This is a genomic window from Nonomuraea sp. NPDC003709, from assembly GCF_040610775.1.
Classification (GTDB): domain Bacteria; phylum Actinomycetota; class Actinomycetes; order Streptosporangiales; family Streptosporangiaceae; genus Nonomuraea; species Nonomuraea angiospora_A.
On the sequence record NZ_JBEXMW010000037.1, the window covers coordinates 30,554 to 52,621 of the forward strand.

Consider the following 22,068-nt stretch of genomic DNA (forward strand, 5'->3'; position numbering starts at 1 on the left):
CCGACGTTTCGCTCGCACTTCCTCTTTCACGACAAGTCCCCTACCCCGCCCATGTGGGGATCACTCGGACAGGTGTCCCCTGGCCACGGAGAGTTCGACCAGCTCCAGCGCGTACGCGCCGAGGGACGGCGAACCTTCCTCGATGATCCTTACCTTCTCCCTGACCTGCGCGGCCTTGACCTTGAACAACGGCCACGTGCCGCCCTCGGTGAGGTGGTTGGCCAGGATCGGGGAGAAACGGTCGAGCGCCTTGGCGAACCTGGCCTCCGGCGTCTTCCTGGCCTCGAACTCGTCCCACAGCTCCCGCATCCACTGCCCCTGGTCGGCGGGCAGCAGTCCGAAGATGCGGTCGGCGGCGGCGCGCTCGGCGCCGGCCTGCGCGGCCACCTCCACGGGGTCATAGATGAACGTGTCGCCGGCGTCGATCTCAACCAGGTCGTGTACGAGCAACATGGCCACCACCCGTTGGAGGTCGGTCCCGGGTGGGGCATGCTCGCCGAGGATCATCGCCAACGTGCCCACGTACCAGGAGTGCTCGGCGGTGTTCTCCCGCCGCGAGCCGTCCATCAAATGGTTGCGGCGGATGATCCGCTTCAACTTGTCGATCTCGATGGCGAAGGCGATCTGGGCGTTCAGGCGGTCCTCTTCTGGCGCGATAGTCACGCGCGACACCCTATTGTGCGATGATCACCCCGGTTGGTGAAATCGTGACCGGAACTCCGTTGAACACTGCGTTACCACTCAGTACATCGACGGTGGATTCGTCGGTGAGCGTGTTGACGCTGACCCCCGCGTGCTCGGCCGCCACGCTCTGTGAGCTGCCCGCGTGGCCCCAGCCGTGCGGCAGGCTGACCACCCCCGGCATGATCGTGTCGGTGGGTTCGAGCGGCACCGTGAGCTGCCCCTTCGCGGAGCGGACCACCGCCTCGCCGTCGAGCCCGAGCCTGGTCACGTCGGCCGGGTTGATCTGCAGCGTGCAGGTGTTGCTGCCGCCGACCAGCGGGCCCACGTTGTGCAGCCAGCTGTTGTTGGAGCGCAGGTGGCGCCGCCCGATCAGCACAATTTCCGGCGGGTCCTCGTCCAGCTTGCCGCGCAGCCGTTCCACGTCCTCGACGATCTGCGGCGGCGCCAGCTCGATCAGGCCCGAGGCGGTCTTCAGCACCTCGCCGAGCCGGGGCTCCAGCGGGCCGAGGTCCAGGCCGTGCGGGTTGTCGAGCAGCTTGCGCAGCGACAGGTCGCCCTTGCCGGCCCACTCGCCGTAGGGGCCGAGCTTGAGCATGAGGTCCAGCCGGCGCTCGCCACCGGTCTCGCCCTCCAGCTCGGCGCGCAGCCCGGCCACGTCCCGTCCCTCGACCCCGGAGCCGGGCGTCTCGGTGGCCTTGCGCAGCATCTCGCCGATCACGAACTCGTCCAGATCCCCCTCCAGGCCCGAGGCGATCATGGCCAGCCTGGCCAGGATCTGGGCCTCGGAGGGCTGCCCGTCCAGCGGCAGCAGCGGCGGCGAGTAGCGGGCGTAGTTGCGGACCGCGAACCCGAGCAGCGCGAAGTCGTAGTGGCCCGACTGCAGCATCCGCGGTGGCGGGAGGATGACGTTCGCGTGCCTGGTGGTCTCGTTGAGGTAGGGGTCCACGCTCACCATGAAGTCGAGCCGCCCGAAGGCCGCGTCGAGCCTGGCCCCGTGGGGCGCCGACAGCACGGGGTTGCCCGCCACCGTGATCAGGAACGTGACCTGCCCCTCGCCGGGCGTCTCGATCTCGTCGGCGAGCGTGGCCACCGGCAGCTCGCCGTTGCTCTCCGGCAGCCCCCTGACGCGGCTCTTCCACCGGCCCACCGTGTACGGCCTGCGTCGCGCGCCGAACTCGGTCGCGGGCTTGGGGAACATGGCGCCGCCCGGCCGGTCGAGGTTGCCGGTGAGCACGTTGAGGACGTCCACGAGCCACTGGGCCAGCGTGCCGAACTCGGCCGTGCAGGTGCCGATCCTGGCGTAGACGGCGGCCGTACGGGCTCCCGCCAGCTCCCTGGCCAGCCGCACGATCACCTCGGCGGGCACCCCGGTGCGCCCGGAGACCGCCTCCGGCGGGAAGTGCTTGGCCGCCTCGCGCACCTCGCCCAGCCCGTTGACCTGGTGTGACGGCTTGACGAGATCCTCGGCGAACAGCGTGTGGACGATGCCGAACAGCAGGTAGGCGTCCGTCCCGGGGCGGACGAAGACGTGCTCGTCGGCCAGCGCGGCGGTGCGCGTACGGCGCGGGTCGACCACCACGAGCCGGCCGCCGCGGCCGCGCAGGGCCTTCAGCCGCCCGGGGAAGTCGGGCGCGGTGCACAGCGAGCCGTTGGACTCCAGCGGGTTGGCTCCCAGCATCAGCAGGTAGTCGGTCCTGTCCAGGTCGGGGACCGGGATGGCCAGCGGGTGCCCGAACATGAGCCCGCTCGCGACGTGCTTGGGCATCTGGTCGGCGGTGCTGGCGGAGTAGACGTTGCGGGTGCCGAGCGCCTTGATCAGGGGCGCGCCGTACAGGGCGCCCGCCATGCTGTGGGCGTTTGGGTTGCCGAGGTAGATCGCGGCGGACCGGCGGTCGGCGACCCGGTCGAGCCCCGCCTTGACGGCGGCGAACGCCTCCTCCCAGCCGACCTCGCGCCACAGGTCGCCCTCCCTGATCAGCGGCCTGCGCAGCCGGTCGGGGTCCTCGTCGAGCCGGCCGAGGCTGGCCCCCTTCGGGCAGATGAACCCCTTGCTGAACGGATCGTCCTTGTCGCCGCGGACGCTGGTCACGTGCCCGCCCTCGTCGAGGGTGAGCGTCAGGCCGCAGACGGCCTCGCAGAGGGGACAGGTCCGGTGGACGGTCGACGTCATCACGACTCCTGAGTTCGCCAGCTGAACTCATCTTGGCCCGTACCGCGCACATGGGGAAGCCCCGGAGCCCCCGCGGTCTCCGGGGCTTCCCACCCGGGGAAATGTCCCGGATTCCCCCAGGTCCTCAGCCCGCCTTGGCCAGCGCGGCCGGTGCGCGCAGATCAGGCGGCTCCTCGAGGTCGGGTCTCAGCGAGATCCAGGCCCGTCTGCCGTACAGCCGGTCGAGTCCGGGAGAGGTCGCTCCCGGGACCTCGTCGCGCCTGACGATCTCCACGATCACGAACTGCGCCCGGCGCCGGTGCCGGTAGACGTTCGCGCTCCTGGCCCAGCAGGCGGCGGCGATCTCCTCGCTGTACGCCTCGAACTCCTCGGCGGAGATGCCGGCCCTGGTCATGATCAGGGCCTTCTCACCCGTGGTCGTCGGCGTGATCCAGAGCACCAGCGGGATCCGCCCGGCCCTGGTGTGCATCGTGGTCTCCAGGCAGACCCGGTGCAGGCGGTGCCTGGAGACCACGCACCAGAAGTGCGCGCTCACCCAGTTGCGCCCGCTCCTGGTGGCGGCCGGCACCGAGACGGCGCTCGTCAGCAGGACGAACGGCCACCACCGGCCCTCCTGGGTGGCCCCCAGCAGGGTGAGCGTCAGCAGCGCCAGCGCGGCGAGCAGCATCAGCTCGGTACGGACCCGCCACAGCCTGACCAGCGGCCCGCCGCGCCCGGCGGCGGGAAGGTCCTCGTTGGCGGGGTAGATCTGGTTGCGCGGGTTCCTCGGCACGTCAGGACACCTCCTCCGTCACACGCTGTGGCACGCTGAGCTGGTCGAACCGTGGGTCGCGGTAGCGACGGGAGCCGAACCCGGTCCTGCTCACGGTCCATCCGACGTGGTAGGCGAACTCGTCGGGCTCCATGCAGATCTCGCGATCGGCCCAAGCCATAAGCTCTCGGATCCGGCACTTGATTCGGGCGAGTCCCTTGGTACCTTGTGAGTACATGAGAAGACCCCTTTCGCGGCATTTTCAGAGGTGGCTTCTTCGCCGGACCGACGGCTGATGACCGGTCTCGCCGCAGGGTGGCAGCCCGAATGCGGCGCGCTGGTGGTCAGTCGCGGCCCGGTTTTTTCCAGGCTCGAATGAGCGGACTCTCGCTGAGTTCTTCAGGCGATTCCGACGTCCTTCCGGCAAGCGGCCTCCCTGGGGCGGAGTTTCGTATCCGGGGCGGCGACGTTGCCGGCGAGGCGGCCCGGGCGGGGCCGCGCGATCGAAGTCGGAGAGCCCGATGTGTACGGCCGTGTCGTCATGTCCGGCCTCCTCACCACTCGAGAACCCTCCTGGAACCGATCGTCCCCCGAGGTGAGCGATGCTGCAATACTTTAAGCAAGGGAAGATTTACATTTCTTCACCTCTTGCCGTGCAACTTGCACCAGAAGTGTCATGCACGGCGTGCAACGGGAGATGTTCCACCCCAGGCCCACCCCTGGCCGTAGTTCGTCTTGCCCCTACGCTCTCCCCATGAAAGCCTTCTGACAAGGACGAGCGGCACTCCACATGCAACTTGCAGTGTAAGATTGGGCGAACGGCCCCAAAAGCCGGGCCCCAAACGATCCCTACCGGCTACACCTTCATTCCCGAACAAGGAGAGTGGCGGTGCCATCGCAGCAGGGCAGTCCGACTGTACGCAGGCTCCGGCTCGGTCAGGAGCTGCGCCTCCTCCGGGAGCGGAAGAAGCTCACCGGGGCCAGGGCGGCCAGCGAGCTCGGCTGGTCCGCGAGCAAGGTCAGCCGCATCGAGGCCGCCAAGACCATGCCCAGCGCCGACGACATCAAGGTCATGGCGCAGCTTTACCGCGTGGACGAGGAGAAACTTGACGAGCTCTTCGGCCTGTTGCGGGATGCGGAGCAGCGCGGCTGGTGGGAAGATTACGAGGACGCTCTACCCGAGGAGTACACAAGATTCCTCGGGTTAGAGGCTGAGGCGAAATTCCAGCGCAACTGGGAACCCCAGATCGTGCCTGGCACCTTGCAGACCGAGGACTATGCCAGGGAGGTCATCCTGGCGACCCGTGGCATCGCGCGCATCACGCACAGCGGTGTCAGGAGCCGGGTCGAAGCCCGCCTCGACAGGCAGAAGCGGGTGTTGCACCGGGCGGATCCCTGCGAGCTGACGGTGGTTCTCGACGAGTCGGCGCTGACGCGTCGCTTTGGCGAGCCCTCGGTCATGCGCGAGCAGATGGAGCATCTCCTGGAGGTCTCCCTGCTGCCGCACGTCAGCATTCACGTCCTGACCCTGGACTCACTTCATCCGGTTAACACCGGTGCGTTTATTCATCTTAAGTTTGCGGCATTTGATGATGTTGTGTACCTAGAGCAGCTGTATACTGCTCACTTCGTCGATGATCTCGAACGGGTGGCCGGGTACGAAGCGGCTTTCGACCATATCAAGTCGGAGGCCCTGGATGAGGACGAATCACGCGTTCTTATCCAGCGGAAGGCCATGCTGTGGAGACGTTAACGGCGAGACCTCAGGAAGGGGCAACGGAGCCCCTTTACGCATTTGGGGAGAGAATGTACATCCACACTACGGCGGCCGCCTGGCGGAAGAGCAGATTCTGCAACGGCGCATCGGCCTGCGTCGAGGTCGCCCCCCTGGCTGACGGCAACGTTGCGCTCAGGGACAGCAAGGAGCAGGACGGGCCCGTTCTCGTCTTCACTCCTGAGGAGTGGGCCGCCTTCACCGCGGGAGTGCGTGAGGGCGAGTTCGACTTGGCCACGCTCGTACCAGGTGCCTGAAAAACCGTAACCGCCGCAGCATTTTTTCTCGCGCGGCAGGACGGCTCAGGGATATTTCGCAGATTGAGGTTTCTTTCCGGGAAGTCTTTTCCCGGAGTGCATAAGACGGCCCGCGCCCCCGGTAAAGGGGGGCGCGGGCCGTCTTGCTTTGCGGGGGAAATTCCCGGGCCCGGATTATGCGGCCGGTACGCGGCGCCGTACGAGGAAGAGCGAGCTCAGCCCCGCGACCACGGCGAGGCCCGCCATGGCGATGGAGGAGACCAGCGAGGCGGACACCGTGCCGTGGCCCTGGCTCAGCGTGATGAACAGCGTTCCGACCGTGGAGACGCCGATGACCTGCCCGAGCTGCATCACGGTGAGCAGCGCGCCGCTCGCGTCCGCTGCGTAGGCGTCGTCCACCTGCTCGGTCGCCATGTTCGTCACCGCGACCTGCACGCCGAGCCCGGCGCCGACGAGGGCGCTCATGAGCGCGTACGGGAGGCCGCCGCCGGCGGCGAGCCCCAGCCCGAGGTAGGCGGGGGCGGCCACCACGTAGCCGAAGGGCACCAGCGGGCGCTGCAGGCGGAGCGGCAGGCGCGGCCAGAGGAGCCCGACGAGGCCGAAGGCCAGCGCGCACGGCACCAGCATCATGCCGGAGGACAGCGGCGTCAGGTGCAGCTCGCCCTGCAGGTGCAGGGCCGAGGTGAACAGGAACGCGCCCCAGGTCGCCGGGCCGAACAGCAGGATCGCCAGCCCCGGCCGCATGCCGGGCGCGCGCAGCACCCGCGCGTCCACCAGGGGACGCCCGCCGCGGGCCGTCACCCAGCGCTCGATGCGGACGAACGCGAAGAACGTCACCACGCTCAGCGCCATCGAGATCCAGCCCCACGCCGGCCACCCGAGCTCGCGGCCGAGGACCAGCGGCACGACGAGCAGGAGCACGGCCGCGGACAGGGACACCAGGCCCCACGGGTCGAGGCCCGTCCGGCCTCCGCCCTCGTCGGCGGGCAGCACCTTCATCCCGGCCACCATCAGCAGCGCGCCGATCGGCACCAGCACCAGGAACACCACTCGCCAGCCCGCGCCCAGGCCCAGCAGGATCCCGCCGAAAGCCTGGCCGATCACGATGCCACCGCTGATCACCAGCGACCACAGGCCCATCGCCCGGCCTCTGGCCGCGCCGTGGTAGTTGCGCTGGATCAACGTCAGGACCTGCGGCATCATCATCGCCGCCCCGGCGCCCTGCAGCAGGCGGGCGGCCACCAGCCAGCCCGTCGAGGGCGCCAGGCCCGCGCCGAGCGTGGTCACCGTGAACAGCGCCAGCCCGCCCAGGAACGCGTTGCGGTAGCCGAACAGGTCGCCGACCCTGGCTCCGGTGATCAACAGGACGGCATAGACAATGGTGTATCCGGCGACGATCATCTGCAGCCCGGCGCCTGAGGAGTGCAGGTCGGACTCGATGGTCGGGGTGGCCACGTTGACGATGTTGACGTTCAGGATGGCCAGGAACTGCCCCACGAGGATGATCGCAAGGAGCAGGCCGCTGGCCCGGTTCCTCTCCTGTGGTTTGGTGTCCACAGAGGGGGAAATAGCGGCAGTTTGCGTCATGTGTAGCAGTCTGCCGGGGATCCAGTACCAGTAACGAGAGCCCACTTATACTGGTACTGGCGGTAACTGGATAGGATTTGGTGGTTCGCCCCATAGTGGAGACATGAGCGTGGCAGAGGCAAAGCGCATCGACCTGTCGGCGTTCCTGCGTACGCGTCGCGAGCGGATCACCCCCGAGATGGTCGACCTCGCGCCGGGACCGCGCAGGCGGACGCCCGGCCTGCGGCGCGAGGAGGTCGCCCAGCTCGCGGGCGTCGGCGTGACCTGGTACACGTGGCTGGAGCAGGGCCGCCCGATCAACGCCAGCGCCCAGGTGCTGGACGCGATCGCCCGTACGCTCAGGCTCGACGCCGCCGAGCGCCAGCACCTCTACCGGCTGGCGGGCCAGGCGCTGAGCCCGGCCGACACCGACTCGGGCCAGGTGACGCCCGAGATGCGGCAGATCCTCGACCGGCTCGGCGACATGCCCGCCGCCGTGACCAACAGCCGGTGCGACGCCCTGGCCTGGAACGCCGCCTACGCCGCCGTGTTCCCCGAGCTGGTCAGCGCGCCGGAGGGTGAGCGGAACTCGCTCTGGTACACCTGCCTCACCCCCGCCCCCACGACCCTGCTGCTCAACCGCGACCAGGAGCTCGCGCGGGCCGTGGCGGTGTTCAGGGGCGCCTACAGCCGCCACGTGGACGACCCGTGCTGGCAGGACTTCGTCCGCCGGCTCAGCTCGGAGAGCGCCGAGTTCGCGCGGTTGTGGGCCAGGCAGGACGTGGCCGAGCCGGGGCCGAGGGTGAAGCGGTTCAAGCACGTGGAGCTGGGGGAGCTGCGCTTCAGCACGACCAGCCTCACGGCCGTGGCCGAGATCCGGCTGGTCGTCTACACGCCGATGGACGACGCGACCCGGGAGGCGATGCGCAGGTTGCTGGAGAAGGGGGAGCCTGCGCGGTAATCCGCCCTGCATGGCATGCTCAATCCCTAAACGACCGGATTCGAGCGGAAGTGGCGGCAGATGAGATTCCCCCGTGCCCTCCCGTTGTTCGCCGTCGCCGCGTCCTTGGTGGCCTGCTCATCGGCCCCCGAGAAAGAGCCGCAGAGCAAGCAGGTGGACCAGCAGGTGGCCGAGTCGCCGACGGCGAAGCCCAAGCCGAAGCGGCGGCCGTACACGATCTCCTTCGGCGGGGACGTGCACTTCGAGGGGATGCTGCGGGGACGGCTGGCCGGCCCCGGCACGGCGCTCGGGCCGATCGCGAGCGTGCTGCGCAAGTCCGACTTATCCATGGTGAACCTGGAGACGGCGATCACCACGGGCGGGACGCCGGCGCCGGGCAAGCAGTTCACCTTCCGGGCGCCGCCGACCGCCTTCACCGCGTTGAAGGCCGCCGGGGTCGACGTCGTGTCCATGGCCAACAACCACGGCATGGACTACATGGAGACCGGCCTGGCGGACACGCTGGCGGCGATCAGGACCAGCAAGTTCCCCGTGGTGGGGATCGGGAAGGACGCGGCGCAGGCGTACAGGCCGTTCCGCAAGACCGTGAACGGCAACCGGGTGGCCATCATCGGGGCCACGCAGGTGCTGGACGCGGAGTTCATCCAGTCGTGGACGGCCACCGCCGACAAGGGCGGGCTGGCCTCGGCCAAGGACGAGGCCGGCCTGTTGCGGGCGGTGCGGCAGGCGCGGAAGAACTCCGACACCGTGATCGTCCACCTGCACTGGGGCACCGAGATGCAGAAGTGCCCGAACCCGGCGCAGCTCTCGCTGGCCCCCAAACTGGTCGAGGCGGGCGCCGACGTGGTGGTCGGCGGGCACGCGCACATCCTGCTCGGATCCGGGTACCTGGACAACGCGTACGTCAACTACGGCATGGGCAACTTCGTCTTCTACAACTCCACCCCCGGCACCACGGGCCGGACCGGCGTCCTGACGCTGACCATCAACGGGCGGAAGGTGCTCAAGGACAGCTGGACCCCGGCCACCATCCAAGGGGGTGTGCCCGTCCCGATGACGGGGCCCGCCCGGACCCAGGCGGTCGCGGACTGGAAGGCGTTGCGCTCCTGCGCCGGGCTGGCCGCGCGTCCATGAACGATCTATGCTACTGGACGATTCGTCCAATAGGAGGTCGCGATGCGATGGGTCGAGTCCGGTGACGTGCGGCTGGCGGTCTTCGAGGAAGGCGACCCGGCGAACCCGACGGTGCTGCTGCTCCACGGCTACCCCGACACGCACCACGTCTGGGACGAGGTGGCCGCGCTCCTGCGCGACCGCTACCACGTCGTCCGGTACGACGTGCGCGGGGCGGGGGAGTCCACGGCGCCACGGGACAGCCGGGACTATGACTTCGACCACCTGATCGCCGACCTCGACGCCGTGATCGACGCCGTGATCGACGCTGGGGGCGCGTCCAAGGTGCATCTCGTGGGGCATGACTGGGGGTCGCTCCAGGGCTGGGAGGCCCTCGGGCGGGCCACGCTCCGGGAACGGATCGCGTCCTTCACGAGCCTGGGCGGGCCCGGGCTGCGGCAGGCCGCTCATTTCCTGCGGCACGGGAAGCGGCGGGACGTCGCGGCGCAGCGCATCAAGTCCTGGTATATCGGGGCATTTCAGGTCCCGGTGGTGCCGGAGCTGGCGTGGGGCTCGGTCATGCCGGGGGTCATCTCCCGTACGCTGCGGCGCGAGGGCATCGCGCCGCGGCCCGGACATCCGGCGCCGACGCTGGCCGAGGACGGGCGCAACGGGCTCTGGATGTACCGGCGGAACCTGGGCGCGGGCGGCGATCCGGGCGTCGGCGACGTGCCCGTGCAGATCATCGAGGCCACGCGGGACGCCTTCGTGACCCCGGCGCTGCTGGCCTCGATCGGGCAGTGGGTGCCCAGGCTCCGGCACCGGAAGGTGGCGGCCGGGCACTGGGCGCACCGGAGCCGTCCCGAGGCGGTGGCCCGGCTGATCGCCGAGTTCGCCGACGGCGCCCACGCCGTGCGGGGGTCGCGGCGGGCCTTCGACGGGCGGCTGGTGGTGGTCACCGGGGCGGGGTCCGGGATCGGGCTGGCGACGGCGCGGGCGTTCGCGGCCCACGGCGCCGAGGTGGTTTGCGCGGACATCGACGCCGACGCGGCGGCGCGGGCCGCCGACGCCATCGCCGAGGACCTCGGGGGTACGGGGCACGCTGTGCAGGTCGATGTATCGAATATCGACCAAATGGAAGATTTTTCGCGAAATATCATCGCTCAATATGGGGTGCCGGACATTGTGGTGAACAATGCCGGGATCGCCGTCGCCGGGTCTTTTCTTGATCATACGGTGGACGACTGGCGCAGGACCGTCGACGTCAATCTGTGGGGCGTCATCCACGGATGCCGGCTCTTCGGCGCCGCCATGGTCGAACGCGGCGAAGGCGGCCACATCGTCAATGTCGCCTCTCTGGCCGCGTTCGCGCCGTCCCGGCTGCTGCCCGCGTACTCGACCTCCAAGGCGGCCGTGAAGATGCTCAGCGACTGTCTCAGGGCCGAGCTGGCCGGGCACGGGATCGGGGTGAGCGCCGTCTGCCCGGGGTTCGTCTCGACGCCGATCGCGCGCAACGCCACGTACGTGGGCGCCGACCTGCGCGAAGATGCCGTACGGGGCCTGGCGCGGCGCGGTTATCCCGCCGAGCGGGTGGCCGCCCACATTCTGCGCGCCGTACACCGGAATCAGGCCGTTGTGCCGGTCAACCTGGAGGGGAAAATCGGGTATGCCCTTTCCCGGATTTCGCCTGGAACGATGCGCGCGCTCGCGCGTCGGAGCGGAACCATAAGAAATCCAGGAATTGGCAGGTAACGATCGCCCATCCGGGAGAAGATGACTGCGTGTCCTCGCCGCAACTCGATGATGATTGCGCCCAGCCCAGAGCACTCAGGCGCCAGCCGGCCCAGCGCCGCAGCGCACGCCGCGTGGAGCGGATGCTCGACGCGTGCGCGGAGCTACTCGACGAGACCGGATACGAGGCCCTGTCCACCACTCGCATCGCCGAGCGGGCAGGGGTCGCGATCGGGTCGATCTACCAGTTCTTCCCCGACAAACGGGCCGTCACGCAGGAGCTCACCCGGCGCAACGTCGAGGAGTTCGTGCGCAGGGTCGACCGCAGGTTCCTCACGGAGGAATATCGCGGCTGGTGGGAGGCCATCGACGCGATCATCGACGAGTACGTCGACATGCACCGGACGGTCCCCGGCTTCAAGAGCCTCCACTTCGGCGACGCCGTCGACCTCAACCTGCTCGACTCCGACTCCGACAACAACACCGTGATCGCGGGGCGGTTGCGGGGGTTGCTGCTCAAGGAGTTCGGGCTGGCCGACAGCCCGGAGCTCGACCTGGCCGTGCTGGTGGCGGTCGAGGCCGGCGACGCCGTGCTCAAGCTGGCCTTCCGCCGTGACCCCAAGGGCTCACCGGAGATCATCGACGCGGCCAAACAGCTGATCCGGGGCTTCCTGTCGCGCCAGTTGCGGTCCTGGCCGGTCCGCTAGTCCGGCCTGAAGTCCGCCACTTCCTTGATCAGGCCTGCCAGCCAGGCAGGCACCCGCCTCCCGTGCTCGCCGAGGGCGATCGCGGGCACCTGCTGGAACCGCGGGGTGGCCGGCGTCCGCAGGCATGGTGGCGACATCGAGGCGGGACGGGCTTCCCTTGCCTCGCGGACATGCAGCCTTGCCTCCAGGGCATGCAAGTTGCGCTCCGCGGATTCGATGGCCTCCAATCGGGCCGACAAATAACCCGCCACACCGGGGACGAGGGCCGCCAACACGACGACACAGGCCAGTGTGAAGGTCATCTGCTTGGACACGCCCATCACAGCCCCCTTGCTCGCGTAGCAGCAAAGCGACCCGTATATGCCCTGTCACCTGGGCGGACACGCTCAGGGTCAGCACTATTGGACGCGGCGTTACCGAATTTGTGACTGACCGGCGATGCGCATTGACCGGGCAAAGCGCCGACTGGCTCGGTAGTCTCGCGGTGTGGCGTATGTGACCCGTGAGCACCTTGATCGTCTGCTTGAGCAGGCCCTATTGGCCGACGACCACAGTTCCCTGGCCAGTCGGCTGTACGACGTTGCGCTCGGCTATTCGTCGGGCGACGTCTCCAGGGCGTCCATCCTGGTCCTCGCTGCCGAAGAATGGCGGGCGGCAGGCCAGCCGGCGCGCGCTATGGAGTGTTTCCAGCGCGCGGTCGAGGACGGCGGCGAGGCGGGCTTCGACCCGCGCGCCGGCATCGCCGACACGCTCTTCGAGCTCGACCGGCCCGATGAGGCTAGGGAGGTCATCGAGACCATACGCGCGGAGGGCGGCGTCTCCACGGCGACCGCTCATACGATCGCCGAGACGCTGGTCGCCTACGGGGACCTCCAGGGAGGGCTCGAATGGGCCACCCAGGCGGTCCTGGGATGCGACGAGAACGATCCGGAGCAGGGAGCGCTCCTGCGCACCCGCTACCGCATCCGGGTCGACCTCGGGCTCCCTGAGGACGAGCTGGACGCCCTCGCCCGCTGACCACCCCACCACCCGGCCCGCCTCGGCTCCCAGGGCGGCTCAGAGCGCTCTGGGGCGCCTTCGGGCGGGTCGGTGGTGTGGGCCGCTTCGGGGCGGCCCTGCTGTGACGCCTGCGGGTGGATCAGCTGTGGGGTGGTTCAGCTGTGGGTGGTTCAGCGCAGCCCCAGCTCCCGCGCCAGCCCCGTGAACCCGTCCACCGCGGGCTGGCCGCCCGGCAGCATCGAGGTGTCCTCGACGCTCTGCACCGCCTTGGGCAGCAGGATGTCGACCACCTGGGACCCGACCTCCGCGACCGGCTCCTTCAGGTCCAGCGGCGACTCGACGGCGGAGCCCGCGATGCGGTTCTGGTACGGAGCGGCGTTCCCGAGCGGCGTCTCGGCGGGCAGCTTGGCCACCAGCGGCGTCTGCGGCAGCACGGGGAGGGCGGGCAGCGCGGGCACCTCGGCCACGGTCGCCAGATCCTTCATCGGGGTCGAACCCGGCACCACGGGGAGCAGCGCGGGCGAGGCCGAGAACAGCGAGGGCATGCCCCAGTTCGCGGCCAGCCCGCCCAGGTCGGCGATGCCGAGCGCCTCGCGCCCGGTGGCCAGCCCCGTCAGGCCGAGCTGCCTGGCCATCTCCCCGGCCGCCATGGCGAGCTTGTTGCTCTCGGTGGTGACCAGCTTGCCGCCGCGGGCGCCGGCTTCCTCCAGGCGCACCTGGGTGCGCTCCGCACAGTACGTGGCGATCGACTTGGGCGACAGCAGGGCGGGCTCCCCGCCCTTGCACATGTCGGCCGTCGAGGGGGTCGCGGCCAGCCAGGTGATGCCCGCGGTCAGAGTGGCCACCGCGATGATGCTCCGGATCTTCTGAGATGACACGTCACGTCCCTGATCGTTTTCGGTGATCCGACGAACGCTGAACGTAGTCACACCTTCGGCCGCGGGCGTGCGGCTTGTCCGAAGAGTGGACCGGACCTTACCAAAGACGTGGCCGGATGACCCGGACATGACACGCCGACCAGGGCCACCACGTGCCGAAACCACGCGCGGAGAAGGACGACACGCCGGAGCCCGGAGACCCCCGCCAGGGTCCCCGGGCTCCGGGAGAACGCCGTCAGGCGCGCTGGATCAGGAGTTCGTCGTCCCCGAGGTCGACCTTGACCTTGTCGCCGTCCACGACCTCGCCCGACAGCACGGCCTTGGCCAGCTTGTCGCCGATGGCGGACTGGACCAGGCGGCGCAGCGGACGGGCGCCGTACAGCGGGTCGTAGCCCGTCAGCGCCAGCCACTCGCGGGCGGCGGGCGTGACCTCCAGCGCCAGCCGGCGGTCGGCCAGGCGCCGCGCCAGCCGCTCGACCTGCAGGTCGACGATCTGCGCCAGCTCCTCCGTGCCCAGCGCGTCGAAGAGGATCACGTCGTCGAGCCGGTTGAGGAACTCCGGCTTGAACGCGTTGCGCACCGCGCCCATGACGGCCTCGCGCTTGGCTCCGTTCTCCAGCTTGGGGTCGATGAGGAACTGCGACCCGATGTTGGAGGTGAGGATCAGGATCGTGTTGCGGAAGTCGACCGTGCGGCCCTGCCCGTCGGTCAGCCGCCCGTCGTCGAGCACCTGGAGGAGGATGTCGAAGACCTCGGGATGGGCCTTCTCGACCTCGTCCAGCAGCACGACCGTGTACGGGCGCCGCCGGACGGCCTCGGTGAGCTGGCCGCCCTCCTCGTAACCGATGTAGCCGGGAGGCGCGCCGACGAGCCTGGCCACGCTGTGCTTCTCGGAGTATTCGCTCATGTCGATCCGGGTCATCGCCCGCTCGTCGTCGAACAGGAACTCCGCCAGCGCCTTGGCCAGCTCGGTCTTGCCCACCCCCGTGGGCCCGAGGAACAGGAACGAGCCCGTCGGCCGGTCGATGTCGGCGATGCCCGCCCGGCTGCGGCGGACGGCGTCGGAGACGGCCTGTACGGCCTTCTGCTGGCCGATCAGCCGCCTGCCCAGCTCATCTTCCATGCGCAGCAGCTTGGCCGTCTCGGCCTCCAGGAGCCGCCCCGCGGGGATGCCGGTCCACGACGAGATCACCTCGGCGATGTCGTCGGCCCCGACCTCCTCCTTGACCATGGCGTTGTCCGGCGGCGCCGCGTCGGAGGCGGCCTTCAGCGCCTGCTCCAGCCGGGGCACCTCGGCGTACATGAGCCTGGAGGCGGCCTCGAAGTCGCCGTCGCGCTGCGCCCGCTCGGCGGCGCCGCGCGCCTCGTCGAGCTGCTTCTTCAGCTCGCCGACCTTGTTGAGCCCGGCCTTCTCGTGCTCCCAGCGGCCGACGAGGGCGTTGAGCTCCTCCTGGCGGTCGGCCAGCTCCTTGCGGAGGCGTTCGAGCCGCTGGACGGAGGCCTCGTCGGTCTCCTTGGACAGGGCCAGCTCCTCCATCTTCATCCGGTCGACGTTGCGCTGGAGCTGGTCGATCTCCACGGGACGGGAGTCGATCTCCATGCGCAGCCGCGAGGCGGCCTCGTCGACCAGGTCGATGGCCTTGTCGGGGAGGAAGCGGTTGGTGATGTAGCGGTCGGACAGCGCGGCGGCGGCCACCAGCGCGCTGTCGGCGATCTGCACCTGGTGATGGGCCTCGTAGCGGCTCTTCAGCCCGCGCAGGATCGCGATCGTGTCCTCGACCGAGGGCTCGCCCACGTAGACCTGCTGGAAGCGGCGCTCCAGCGCCGGGTCCTTCTCGATGCGCTCGCGGTATTCGTCGAGCGTGGTCGCGCCGATCATGCGCAGCTCGCCGCGGGCCAGCATCGGCTTGAGCATGTTGCCCGCGTCCATCGCGCCCTCGGCGGCCCCGGCGCCCACGACGGTGTGCAGCTCGTCGATGAACGTCACGATCTGCCCGTCGCTCTCCTTGATCTCGGAGAGCACGGCCTTGAGCCGCTCCTCGAACTCGCCGCGGTATTTCGCGCCGGCGACCATCGCGCCCAGGTCGAGCGAGATCAGCCGCTTGTTGCGCAGGGACTCGGGCACGTCGCCGGCCACGATGCGCTGGGCCAGGCCCTCGACGACCGCGGTCTTGCCGACGCCGGGCTCGCCGATGAGCACCGGGTTGTTCTTGGTGCGCCGGCTGAGCACCTGGACGACGCGGCGGATCTCGGAGTCGCGGCCGATGACGGGGTCGAGCTTGCCGGCGCGGGCGCGCTCGGTCAGGTCGACGCCGTACTTCTCCAGCGCCTGGTAGGTGTCCTCAGGGGTCTCGCTGGTGACGCGGGCGTGCCCGCGTACCTTCTCGAACGCGTCGAGCAGCGCCTGCGGCGTCGCGCCCTGCGACTTGAGCAGCTCGGCCATCTGGCCGCCGTCGGCGGCCAGGCCGACCAGGAGGTGCTCGGTGGAGACGTAGAGGTCTTCGAGCCGGTTGGCGTGCTGGGCGGCGGTGTTGAGCACTGTGAGGAGCTGGCGGGAGCTCGACGGCGCCCCCACCGTCGCGCCCTGCGCCTTGGGCAGCGCCGCGAGCTGCTCCTCGGCCCGCGCCCGCAGCGTGCGCCAGTCGGCGCCGACGGCTTCGAGCAGGGGTGCGGCGGTGCCGCCCGTCTGGGAGAGCAGGGTGGTCAGCAGGTGGGCCGGGGAGATCTCAGGGTTGCCCTCCGCGGCGGCACGCCGCATGGCACCCGAGAGCGCTTCCTGGCTCTTCTGGGTGAGCTTGTAGTCCATTCTTTCTATGCCCCCGGTGGCAGCTCATATCGGATCAACGCTCTGACCATGCGCATCTCGGCACGCAGGCGGTGAACCTCCTCACGCAGCCGCAGAGCTTCGTTCTCGAGTTCGAGGATCCGCTTGATGCCCGCGAGGTTGATGCCCTCCTCCTGGGAGAGCCGCTGCACCTCGCGCAGCTGGATGATGTCGCGGGTCGAATAGAGGCGGCCGCGCCCCGCCGTGCGGCCAGGACTGACCAGGCCCAGCCGGTCGTACTGGCGCAGCGTCTGCGGGTGGAGCCCCGACAGCTGCGCGGCCACCGAGATCACGTATACAGGTGTGTCATCTGACAGGTCGAAATAGTTGGCGTCCATCGGCTACTCGCTTCTGGCTCGCTGAATCAGCTCAGCGCGCGGGTCTTCACCCGCGGTCGCGGTGTTGAACTCGTTGAGGAGCTCACGTGACTTGTCGTCGAGCGTCTTCGGCACCACCACCTCGACCATGGCGAGCAGGTCTCCCTTGGTGCCGTCTTTGCGGGTCACGCCCCTGCCGCGCACACGGAACGTGCGCCCGTTGGGCGTGCCCGTGGGAATGCGCAGCGTGACCGGCATGCCCTTGAGGATCGGCACCTTGATCTCCGCGCCGAGCGCCGCCTCCGTGAACGTGACCGGCACGGTGATCGTCAGGTTTTCACCCGACCGGCCGAAGACGGCGTGCGGCTTGACATGCGTGAGGATGTAGAGGTCGCCGGCGGGCCCGCCGTTCTCGCCCGGCGCCCCCTTGGCCTTGAGCTTGACCCGCTGGCCGTCGGCCACGCCGGCGGGGATGCGGGCCTGGATGGTGCGGGTGCTCTTGGCCCGGCCGCTGCCCTCGCACACGGGGCAGGGGTCGTCCACGATCAGCCCGCGGCCCTTGCAGTCGCGGCAGGGCTCGGAGAAGGCGAAGTTGCCCAGGTTTCGGCTGGCCGCGCCCGTGCCCTCGCAGGTGGGACAGACCCTGGGGGTCGTGCCCGCCTTGGCGCCGGTGCCGGTGCACGCGGCGCAGGCGGCCGAGCTGGTCAGCCTGAGCGACACCGTGGTGCCCTCGACCGCCTCGGTGAACGTCAGCGTGACCTCGGACTCGATGTCCTGGCCACGCCTCGGCCTGGACGTGGTGGTCGTGCGGGTGGTGCCGCCGCCACGGTTGAACAGCCCGCCGAACAGGTCGCCGAGCCGCTCGCCCGCACCGCTGCCGGTGTTCTGTCCGGTGCCGCCGAACAGGTCACCGAAGTCGAACGGGAAACCGCCACCACCGGGCCGCTGGCCGCCCACCCCGGACCCGAACAGCGTGCGCGCCTCGTCATATTCCTTGCGGCGCTTGGTGTCGGACAGGACGTCGTAAGCCTCGGAGACCTCCTTGAACTTGGTCTCCTTGGTCACGTCGCCCTGGTTGGTGTCCGGGTGGTACTGCCTGGCCAGCTTCCGGTAGGCCTTCTTGATCTCTTCGGCGGTGGCGGTCTTGGGCACACCAAGGACGGCGTAGTAGTCCTTCTCCAGGAAGTCCTTGGTGCTCATCTACGGCCCTTCGTCCTCGTTGTCAGTTTTCGTCGTCGTCATTGGACGCGGGAGTGGCGTCCCCGGGCTCCGCGACGGCCACCCGCGCCGGGCGCAGCACCCTGTCACCCATGCGGTATCCAGGCTGCAGCACCTCGATCGCGGTCGGCTCGGTGACCTCGGATGAGTAGCTGTGCATCAGCGCTTCGTGGACGGTCGGGTCGAACGGCTCGCCCTTCTGCCCGAAGGCGCTGAGGCCCAGCTTGGTGACGGCCGCCTCCAGCGACTCGGCCACCTTCGCGAAGCCCCCGGTGAGCTCGCCGTGGTCGCGGGCCCGGCCGATGTCGTCGAGCACGGGCAGGAGCTCCACCAGCGCGCCCGCGACAGCCTGTTCCCTGACCGCGGCCCGGTCGCGCTCGACCCGCCTGCGGTAGTTCACGTATTCGGCCTGGAGTCGCTGCAGGTCCGCGGTCCGCTCGGCGAGCTGGGCCTCCAGCTCGCCGTTGGCGAAGGCCTCCGCCGCCGGCGGCTGGGCCGCCTGGTCGGCGACGGTGGTGTCCCTGACCTGCCCCGTGTCCGGGTCGATCTTGCGGTTGTCGCGGATCACCGGCTCGTCATGCCCGTTGTCGCGCGGCGGCATCACTTGTCCTTCTTCGGCTCGTCGTCGACGATCTCGGCCTCGACCACGTCCTCGTCGGCCTTCTGGCCGTCACCGGCGGCGGCGTCCTGCGGGGCGCCCTCGCCACCGGCCTGCTGGCCCTGGCTCGCGGCGTAGATCGCCGAACCCATCTTCTGGCTGACCGTGGCGAGCTTCTCGGCGGAGGTGCGGATGACGTCGGTGTCGGTGCCCTCCAGAGCCTTCTTCAGCTCGGACAGGGCGTCATTGACCTCGGTCTTGATGTCGCCGGGGACCTTGTCGTCGTTCTCGCGGAGGAACTTCTCCGTCTGGTAGGCGAGCCCGTCCGCGTTGTTGCGGACCTCGGCCTCCTCGCGGCGCTTCTTGTCCTCCTCGGCGTACGACTCGGCCTCGCGCATCATCCGCTCGATGTCGTCCTTCGGCAGCGCGGAGCCGCCGGTGATCGTCATCGACTGCTCCTTGCCCGTGCCCAGGTCCTTGGCGGAGACGTTGACGATGCCGTTGGCGTCGATGTCGAAGGTGACCTCGATCTGCGGGATGCCACGCGGCGCCGGCGCGATGCCGGTCAGCTCGAAGGTCGCCAGCTTCTTGTTGTACGAGGCGATCTCGCGCTCACCCTGGAAGACCTGGATCTGCACCGACGGCTGGTTGTCCTCGGCCGTGGTGAAGACCTCGGAGCGCTTGGTCGGGATCGTCGTGTTGCGCTCGATGATCTTGGTGAAGATGCCGCCCTTGGTCTCGATGCCCAGCGACAGCGGGGTCACGTCGAGCAGCAGGACGTCCTTGACCTCACCCTTGAGCACGCCGGCCTGCAGGGCGGCGCCGATGGCGACGACCTCGTCCGGGTTGACGCCCTTGTTGGGCTCCTTGCCGCCGGTCAGCTCCCTGACCAGCTCGGTCACGGCGGGCATACGGGTCGAGCCGCCGACGAGCACCACGTGGGCGATGTCGGAGACCTTGATGCCGGCGTCCTTGATGACCTGGTGGAACGGGCCCTTGGTCCGCTCGAGCAGGTCGGCCGTCAGCCGCTGGAACTCGGAGCGCGTCAGCTTCTCGTCGAGGTGCAGCGGGCCCTCGGACGAGGCCGTGATGTAGGGCAGGTTGATGTTGGTCTCGGACTGGCTGGACAGCTCGATCTTGGCCTTCTCGGCCGCCTCGCGCAGGCGCTGGAGCGCCATCTTGTCCTTGGACAGGTCGACGCCGTGCGCGTTCTGGAAGCGCTTGACGAGCTCGTCGACGACGCGCTGGTCCCAGTCGTCACCACCGAGGTGGTTGTCACCGGAGGTGGCCTTGACCTCGACGAAGCCGTGGCCGTCCTCCTGGCCGACGTCGAGCAGCGACACGTCGAAGGTGCCGCCACCGAGGTCGAAGACCAGGATGGTCTGGTCCTGCTCCTTGTCGAGCCCGTAGGCGAGGGCCGCCGCGGTCGGCTCGTTGATGATGCGGAGCACGTTGAGGCCCGCCACCGTGCCGGCCTCCTTGGTGGCCTGGCGCTGGGCGTCGTTGAAGTAGGCGGGAACGGTGACCACCGCGTCGGTGATCTTCTCGCCGAGGTAGGCCTCCGCGTCCTGCTTCAGCTTCTGCAGGACGAAGGCGCTGATCTGCTGGGGCGAGAACTTCTTGCCGTCGATCTCCTGGGACCAGTTGGTGCCCATCTCCCGCTTGACCGATCGGATCGTCCGGTCCACATTGGTGACGGCCTGCCGCTTGGCGACCTCACCGACGAGGACCTCGCCGTTCTTCGCGAAGGCGACCACGGACGGCGTGGTCCGCGAGCCCTGCGCGTTGGCGATGACGGTGGGCTCACCGCCCTCGAGGATCGAGACGACGGAGTTGGTCGTCCCAAGGTCGATACCTACCGCACGTGCCATGAGTACGTCCTTGTAGTCAAAGTTGAGTCTTGTGGACTCAAGGTACGAATGCCGGTCGTCTTTGTCAAACGACTTGAGCCTACCCGACTCAACCCTCGTGAGCGCGCCGGCATTCCCTCTAACGGCGGCGGATCCGCGGAAGGTTCCTGAGCATGAAGACGCCCCGGCACGGGGCCGGGGCGTCGGGCCGCATGGCGCCCTACTTGGAGCCGTCGACGATCTTGCGCTTGCCGATCGGCTTCTTGAGCGTGATCGTCGTGGTCTTCTCGATCGCGATCATGATGCACGACACGTTCCTGGCCTTGGGCGCGGTGCCCTCGTACAGGGTGACCGTGACGAACTTGGGCGACTCCTTGACCTTGACGCGGTCCAGCACCGTGCACGGGGCGACGCCCGACCACCAGGTGAGCTGGACCTTCCGCTTGGACACCGCCCTGGCCTTGGTCCAGCGGACCTTGTGGACGTTGATGGCGTTGCCGGTCGGCTTGACCGGCTGTGGGCCCTTCTCGGGGCTCGTCGTCGGGGTGGTGGTGACCGGCTCGGCCACGGCGGGCGGTTTGGCCGGGACCGCCGTGGAGGCCCGCTCGGCGGGCGCCGCCGCGCCGCAACTCGTCGCGAGCACCAGACAACCGGCCAGGAGAGTCGCAGTCATTGCACGCATACCCATTCGACGGACAGGAGTGTTCCGCGGTTCATCATGCCCCGGTTTAGTGTGGTTCACGTGCTCCGTCAGGCCCTTATTGCCATATCCAAGAGCGAACGCGCCGAGCGCCTCATCTCGACGTCGCCGCTGACCGCGGGCGTGGTCGGGCGCTTCGTCGCCGGTGACGTGCGCGGGGTGATCGGCGAGCTGACCCGCAAGGGGCTGCTCGTCACCGTCGACTACCTCGGCGAGGAGGTGACCGAGCAGGCGCAGGCCGAGGAGGGGGTCGCCGAATACCTGCGGCTGCTGGCCCTGCTGCCCGCCGGCGCCGACGTGTCGGTCAAGCTGACGGCGCTCGGGCTGCGGCTGTCGGAGGGGCTCGCGTTCGACCACGCCGCCGCGATCTGCCGGGCCGCCGCGGCCCGTAACGTCACGGTGACGCTCGACGCCGAGGAGCACGATACGATCCCCGGCCTGCACTCCGTGCACGCCGCGCTGCGCAAGGACCATCCCGACGTGGGCGTGGTGGTGCAGGCGTACCTGCCGGACTCGCTGGATCGCTGCGAGAAGCTCGGCGGGGCCCGGGTGCGCCTGTGCAAGGGCGCGTACACCGCCCCGGGGGCCTACACCAGGCCCGCCGACATCGACCGCTCCTTCGTACGGTGCCTGCGGGTCCTGATGGCCGGCACCGGCTACCCCATGGTCGCCACCCACGACCCCAGGCTCGTGCGGATCGCCTCCACGCTCGCCGTCCTGGAGGGCCGCGACGCCACCGGCTACGAGCACCAGATGCTGTACGGCGTGCGCCCCGACGAGCAGCTCCGCCTCGCTGGGCAGGGCACCAGGATGCGCGTCTACGTCCCCTACGGCTCCGACTGGTACGCCTACCTCATGCGCCGCCTGGCCGAGCGCCCCCGCAACCTGGCCTTCTTCCTCAGGTCGCTGCTCTCGCGCCGCTGACCTGCCCCCTGAGCCCCGACCCCTCTCCCCGAGGGACAGCACCCGG

Annotated in this window: 20 protein-coding genes and 1 pseudogene; 8 read left to right on the forward strand and 13 right to left on the reverse strand. The window is 69.3% G+C overall.

Annotated elements, in window-relative coordinates; genetic code table 11:
* Positions 1-60: 60 nt before the first annotated feature.
* From ABZX61_RS58765 to ABZX61_RS58780, 4 genes are all read right to left on the reverse strand, one after another.
* Positions 61-672, reverse strand: coding sequence for an HD domain-containing protein (locus tag ABZX61_RS58765; RefSeq protein ID WP_350739682.1), 612 nt, complete (start codon positions 670-672; stop codon positions 61-63).
* 1 nt (position 673) lies between these two features.
* Complete coding sequence (locus ABZX61_RS58770) at positions 674-2,854, reverse strand: molybdopterin-dependent oxidoreductase (protein ID WP_355210165.1); 2,181 nt, start codon at positions 2,852-2,854, stop codon at positions 674-676.
* 124 nt (positions 2,855-2,978) lie between these two features.
* A complete protein-coding gene (locus ABZX61_RS58775) occupies positions 2,979-3,626 on the reverse strand; it encodes a hypothetical protein (protein WP_355210168.1) in 648 nt (215 codons plus the stop codon).
* A gap of 1 nt (position 3,627) precedes the next feature.
* The gene (locus ABZX61_RS58780; RefSeq protein ID WP_350739691.1) at positions 3,628-3,786 is read right to left on the reverse strand and encodes a hypothetical protein; all 159 of its coding nucleotides are present in this window, start codon (positions 3,784-3,786) and stop codon (positions 3,628-3,630) included.
* A gap of 708 nt (positions 3,787-4,494) precedes the next feature.
* Between ABZX61_RS58780 and ABZX61_RS58785 the strand changes: the two genes are divergently transcribed.
* Together ABZX61_RS58785 and ABZX61_RS58790 are read left to right on the forward strand one after the other, a co-directional pair.
* Positions 4,495-5,358: a helix-turn-helix transcriptional regulator gene (locus ABZX61_RS58785; protein ID WP_355210171.1), complete on the forward strand. Its 864-nt coding sequence runs from the start codon at positions 4,495-4,497 to the stop codon at positions 5,356-5,358.
* A 53-nt stretch (positions 5,359-5,411) separates the two neighbouring features.
* Complete coding sequence (locus tag ABZX61_RS58790) at positions 5,412-5,636, forward strand: DUF397 domain-containing protein (protein ID WP_350739697.1); 225 nt, start codon at positions 5,412-5,414, stop codon at positions 5,634-5,636.
* 174 nt (positions 5,637-5,810) lie between these two features.
* On the opposite strand, the gene ABZX61_RS58795 is transcribed toward ABZX61_RS58790, so the two are convergent.
* Complete coding sequence (locus tag ABZX61_RS58795) at positions 5,811-7,223, reverse strand: MFS transporter (RefSeq protein WP_355210175.1); 1,413 nt, start codon at positions 7,221-7,223, stop codon at positions 5,811-5,813.
* Positions 7,224-7,326: 103 nt separating this feature from the next.
* On the opposite strand from ABZX61_RS58795, the gene ABZX61_RS58800 reads away from it, so the two are divergent.
* The 4 genes from ABZX61_RS58800 to ABZX61_RS58815 are packed head-to-tail and all read left to right on the forward strand — an operon-like array spanning position 7,327 to position 11,714.
* Positions 7,327-8,163 (forward strand): helix-turn-helix transcriptional regulator, encoded by an 837-nt coding sequence (locus ABZX61_RS58800; protein ID WP_355210178.1) that lies wholly within the window; start codon positions 7,327-7,329, stop codon positions 8,161-8,163.
* Positions 8,164-8,223: 60 nt separating this feature from the next.
* Positions 8,224-9,297: a CapA family protein gene (locus ABZX61_RS58805; protein WP_355210181.1), complete on the forward strand. Its 1,074-nt coding sequence runs from the start codon at positions 8,224-8,226 to the stop codon at positions 9,295-9,297.
* A 42-nt stretch (positions 9,298-9,339) separates the two neighbouring features.
* Complete coding sequence (locus ABZX61_RS58810; RefSeq protein WP_355210184.1) at positions 9,340-11,028, forward strand: SDR family oxidoreductase; 1,689 nt, start codon at positions 9,340-9,342, stop codon at positions 11,026-11,028.
* A 29-nt stretch (positions 11,029-11,057) separates the two neighbouring features.
* Complete coding sequence (locus tag ABZX61_RS58815) at positions 11,058-11,714, forward strand: TetR family transcriptional regulator (protein WP_355210187.1); 657 nt, start codon at positions 11,058-11,060, stop codon at positions 11,712-11,714.
* On the opposite strand, the gene ABZX61_RS58820 is transcribed toward ABZX61_RS58815, so the two are convergent.
* Entirely contained in the window at positions 11,711-12,034 is a 324-nt protein-coding gene (locus tag ABZX61_RS58820) for a hypothetical protein (RefSeq protein ID WP_355210190.1), read from the reverse strand. The two genes, ABZX61_RS58815 and ABZX61_RS58820, sit on opposite strands and share 4 nt — an antisense overlap.
* A gap of 166 nt (positions 12,035-12,200) precedes the next feature.
* Between ABZX61_RS58820 and ABZX61_RS58825 the strand changes: the two genes are divergently transcribed.
* The gene (locus ABZX61_RS58825; protein WP_350739714.1) at positions 12,201-12,731 is read left to right on the forward strand and encodes a tetratricopeptide repeat protein; all 531 of its coding nucleotides are present in this window, start codon (positions 12,201-12,203) and stop codon (positions 12,729-12,731) included.
* Positions 12,732-12,883: 152 nt separating this feature from the next.
* Here ABZX61_RS58825 and ABZX61_RS58830 read toward each other — a convergent pair whose 3' ends face one another.
* From ABZX61_RS58830 to ABZX61_RS58860, 7 genes and pseudogenes are all read right to left on the reverse strand, one after another.
* On the reverse strand, positions 12,884-13,591 hold the full coding sequence (locus ABZX61_RS58830; protein ID WP_355210193.1) for a hypothetical protein: 708 nt from the start codon (positions 13,589-13,591) through the stop codon (positions 12,884-12,886).
* Between the two features lie 235 nt (positions 13,592-13,826).
* Positions 13,827-16,397, reverse strand: a complete 2,571-nt coding sequence (gene clpB / locus ABZX61_RS58835) for an ATP-dependent chaperone ClpB (protein ID WP_355210196.1) — start codon at positions 16,395-16,397, stop codon at positions 13,827-13,829.
* Between the two features lie 74 nt (positions 16,398-16,471).
* Positions 16,472-16,753 (reverse strand): annotated as a pseudogene (locus tag ABZX61_RS58840) (helix-turn-helix transcriptional regulator); the annotation flags it as partial.
* A gap of 3 nt (positions 16,754-16,756) precedes the next feature.
* Entirely contained in the window at positions 16,757-17,932 is a 1,176-nt protein-coding gene (gene dnaJ, locus ABZX61_RS58845; protein ID WP_350739723.1) for a molecular chaperone DnaJ, read from the reverse strand.
* A gap of 22 nt (positions 17,933-17,954) precedes the next feature.
* Positions 17,955-18,551: a nucleotide exchange factor GrpE gene (gene grpE, locus ABZX61_RS58850; RefSeq protein WP_355210200.1), complete on the reverse strand. Its 597-nt coding sequence runs from the start codon at positions 18,549-18,551 to the stop codon at positions 17,955-17,957.
* Positions 18,551-20,419 carry a molecular chaperone DnaK gene (dnaK, locus tag ABZX61_RS58855; RefSeq protein WP_350739729.1) on the reverse strand — a complete coding sequence of 623 codons (1,869 nt, stop codon included), beginning with the start codon at positions 20,417-20,419 and terminating at the stop codon, positions 18,551-18,553. The genes grpE and dnaK overlap by 1 nt, the downstream gene beginning before the upstream one ends.
* A gap of 199 nt (positions 20,420-20,618) precedes the next feature.
* Entirely contained in the window at positions 20,619-21,071 is a 453-nt protein-coding gene (locus tag ABZX61_RS58860; RefSeq protein ID WP_355210204.1) for a hypothetical protein, read from the reverse strand.
* Between the two features lie 69 nt (positions 21,072-21,140).
* Between ABZX61_RS58860 and ABZX61_RS58865 the strand changes: the two genes are divergently transcribed.
* Entirely contained in the window at positions 21,141-22,022 is an 882-nt protein-coding gene (locus ABZX61_RS58865; RefSeq protein ID WP_355210207.1) for a proline dehydrogenase family protein, read from the forward strand.
* Positions 22,023-22,068 lie beyond the last annotated feature (46 nt).

Bases quoted from the DNA above. Each gene is read 5' to 3' on its own strand.
- dnaJ (WP_350739723.1), bottom strand. From the start codon at position 17,932: ATGAGCACCAAGGACTTCCTGGAGAAGGACTACTACGCCGTCCTTGGT.
- ABZX61_RS58780 (WP_350739691.1), bottom strand. From the start codon at position 3,786: ATGGCTTGGGCCGATCGCGAGATCTGCATGGAGCCCGACGAGTTCGCC.
- ABZX61_RS58795 (WP_355210175.1), bottom strand. From the start codon at position 7,223: ATGACGCAAACTGCCGCTATTTCCCCCTCTGTGGACACCAAACCACAG.
- ABZX61_RS58820 (WP_355210190.1), bottom strand. From the start codon at position 12,034: ATGGGCGTGTCCAAGCAGATGACCTTCACACTGGCCTGTGTCGTCGTG.
- clpB (WP_355210196.1), bottom strand. From the start codon at position 16,397: ATGGACTACAAGCTCACCCAGAAGAGCCAGGAAGCGCTCTCGGGTGCC.
- ABZX61_RS58810 (WP_355210184.1), top strand. From the start codon at position 9,340: ATGCGATGGGTCGAGTCCGGTGACGTGCGGCTGGCGGTCTTCGAGGAA.
- grpE (WP_355210200.1), bottom strand. From the start codon at position 18,551: ATGCCGCCGCGCGACAACGGGCATGACGAGCCGGTGATCCGCGACAAC.
- ABZX61_RS58790 (WP_350739697.1), top strand. From the start codon at position 5,412: ATGTACATCCACACTACGGCGGCCGCCTGGCGGAAGAGCAGATTCTGC.
- ABZX61_RS58805 (WP_355210181.1), top strand. From the start codon at position 8,224: ATGAGATTCCCCCGTGCCCTCCCGTTGTTCGCCGTCGCCGCGTCCTTG.
- ABZX61_RS58800 (WP_355210178.1), top strand. From the start codon at position 7,327: ATGAGCGTGGCAGAGGCAAAGCGCATCGACCTGTCGGCGTTCCTGCGT.
- ABZX61_RS58860 (WP_355210204.1), bottom strand. From the start codon at position 21,071: ATGACTGCGACTCTCCTGGCCGGTTGTCTGGTGCTCGCGACGAGTTGC.
- dnaK (WP_350739729.1), bottom strand. From the start codon at position 20,419: ATGGCACGTGCGGTAGGTATCGACCTTGGGACGACCAACTCCGTCGTC.
- ABZX61_RS58770 (WP_355210165.1), bottom strand. From the start codon at position 2,854: ATGACGTCGACCGTCCACCGGACCTGTCCCCTCTGCGAGGCCGTCTGC.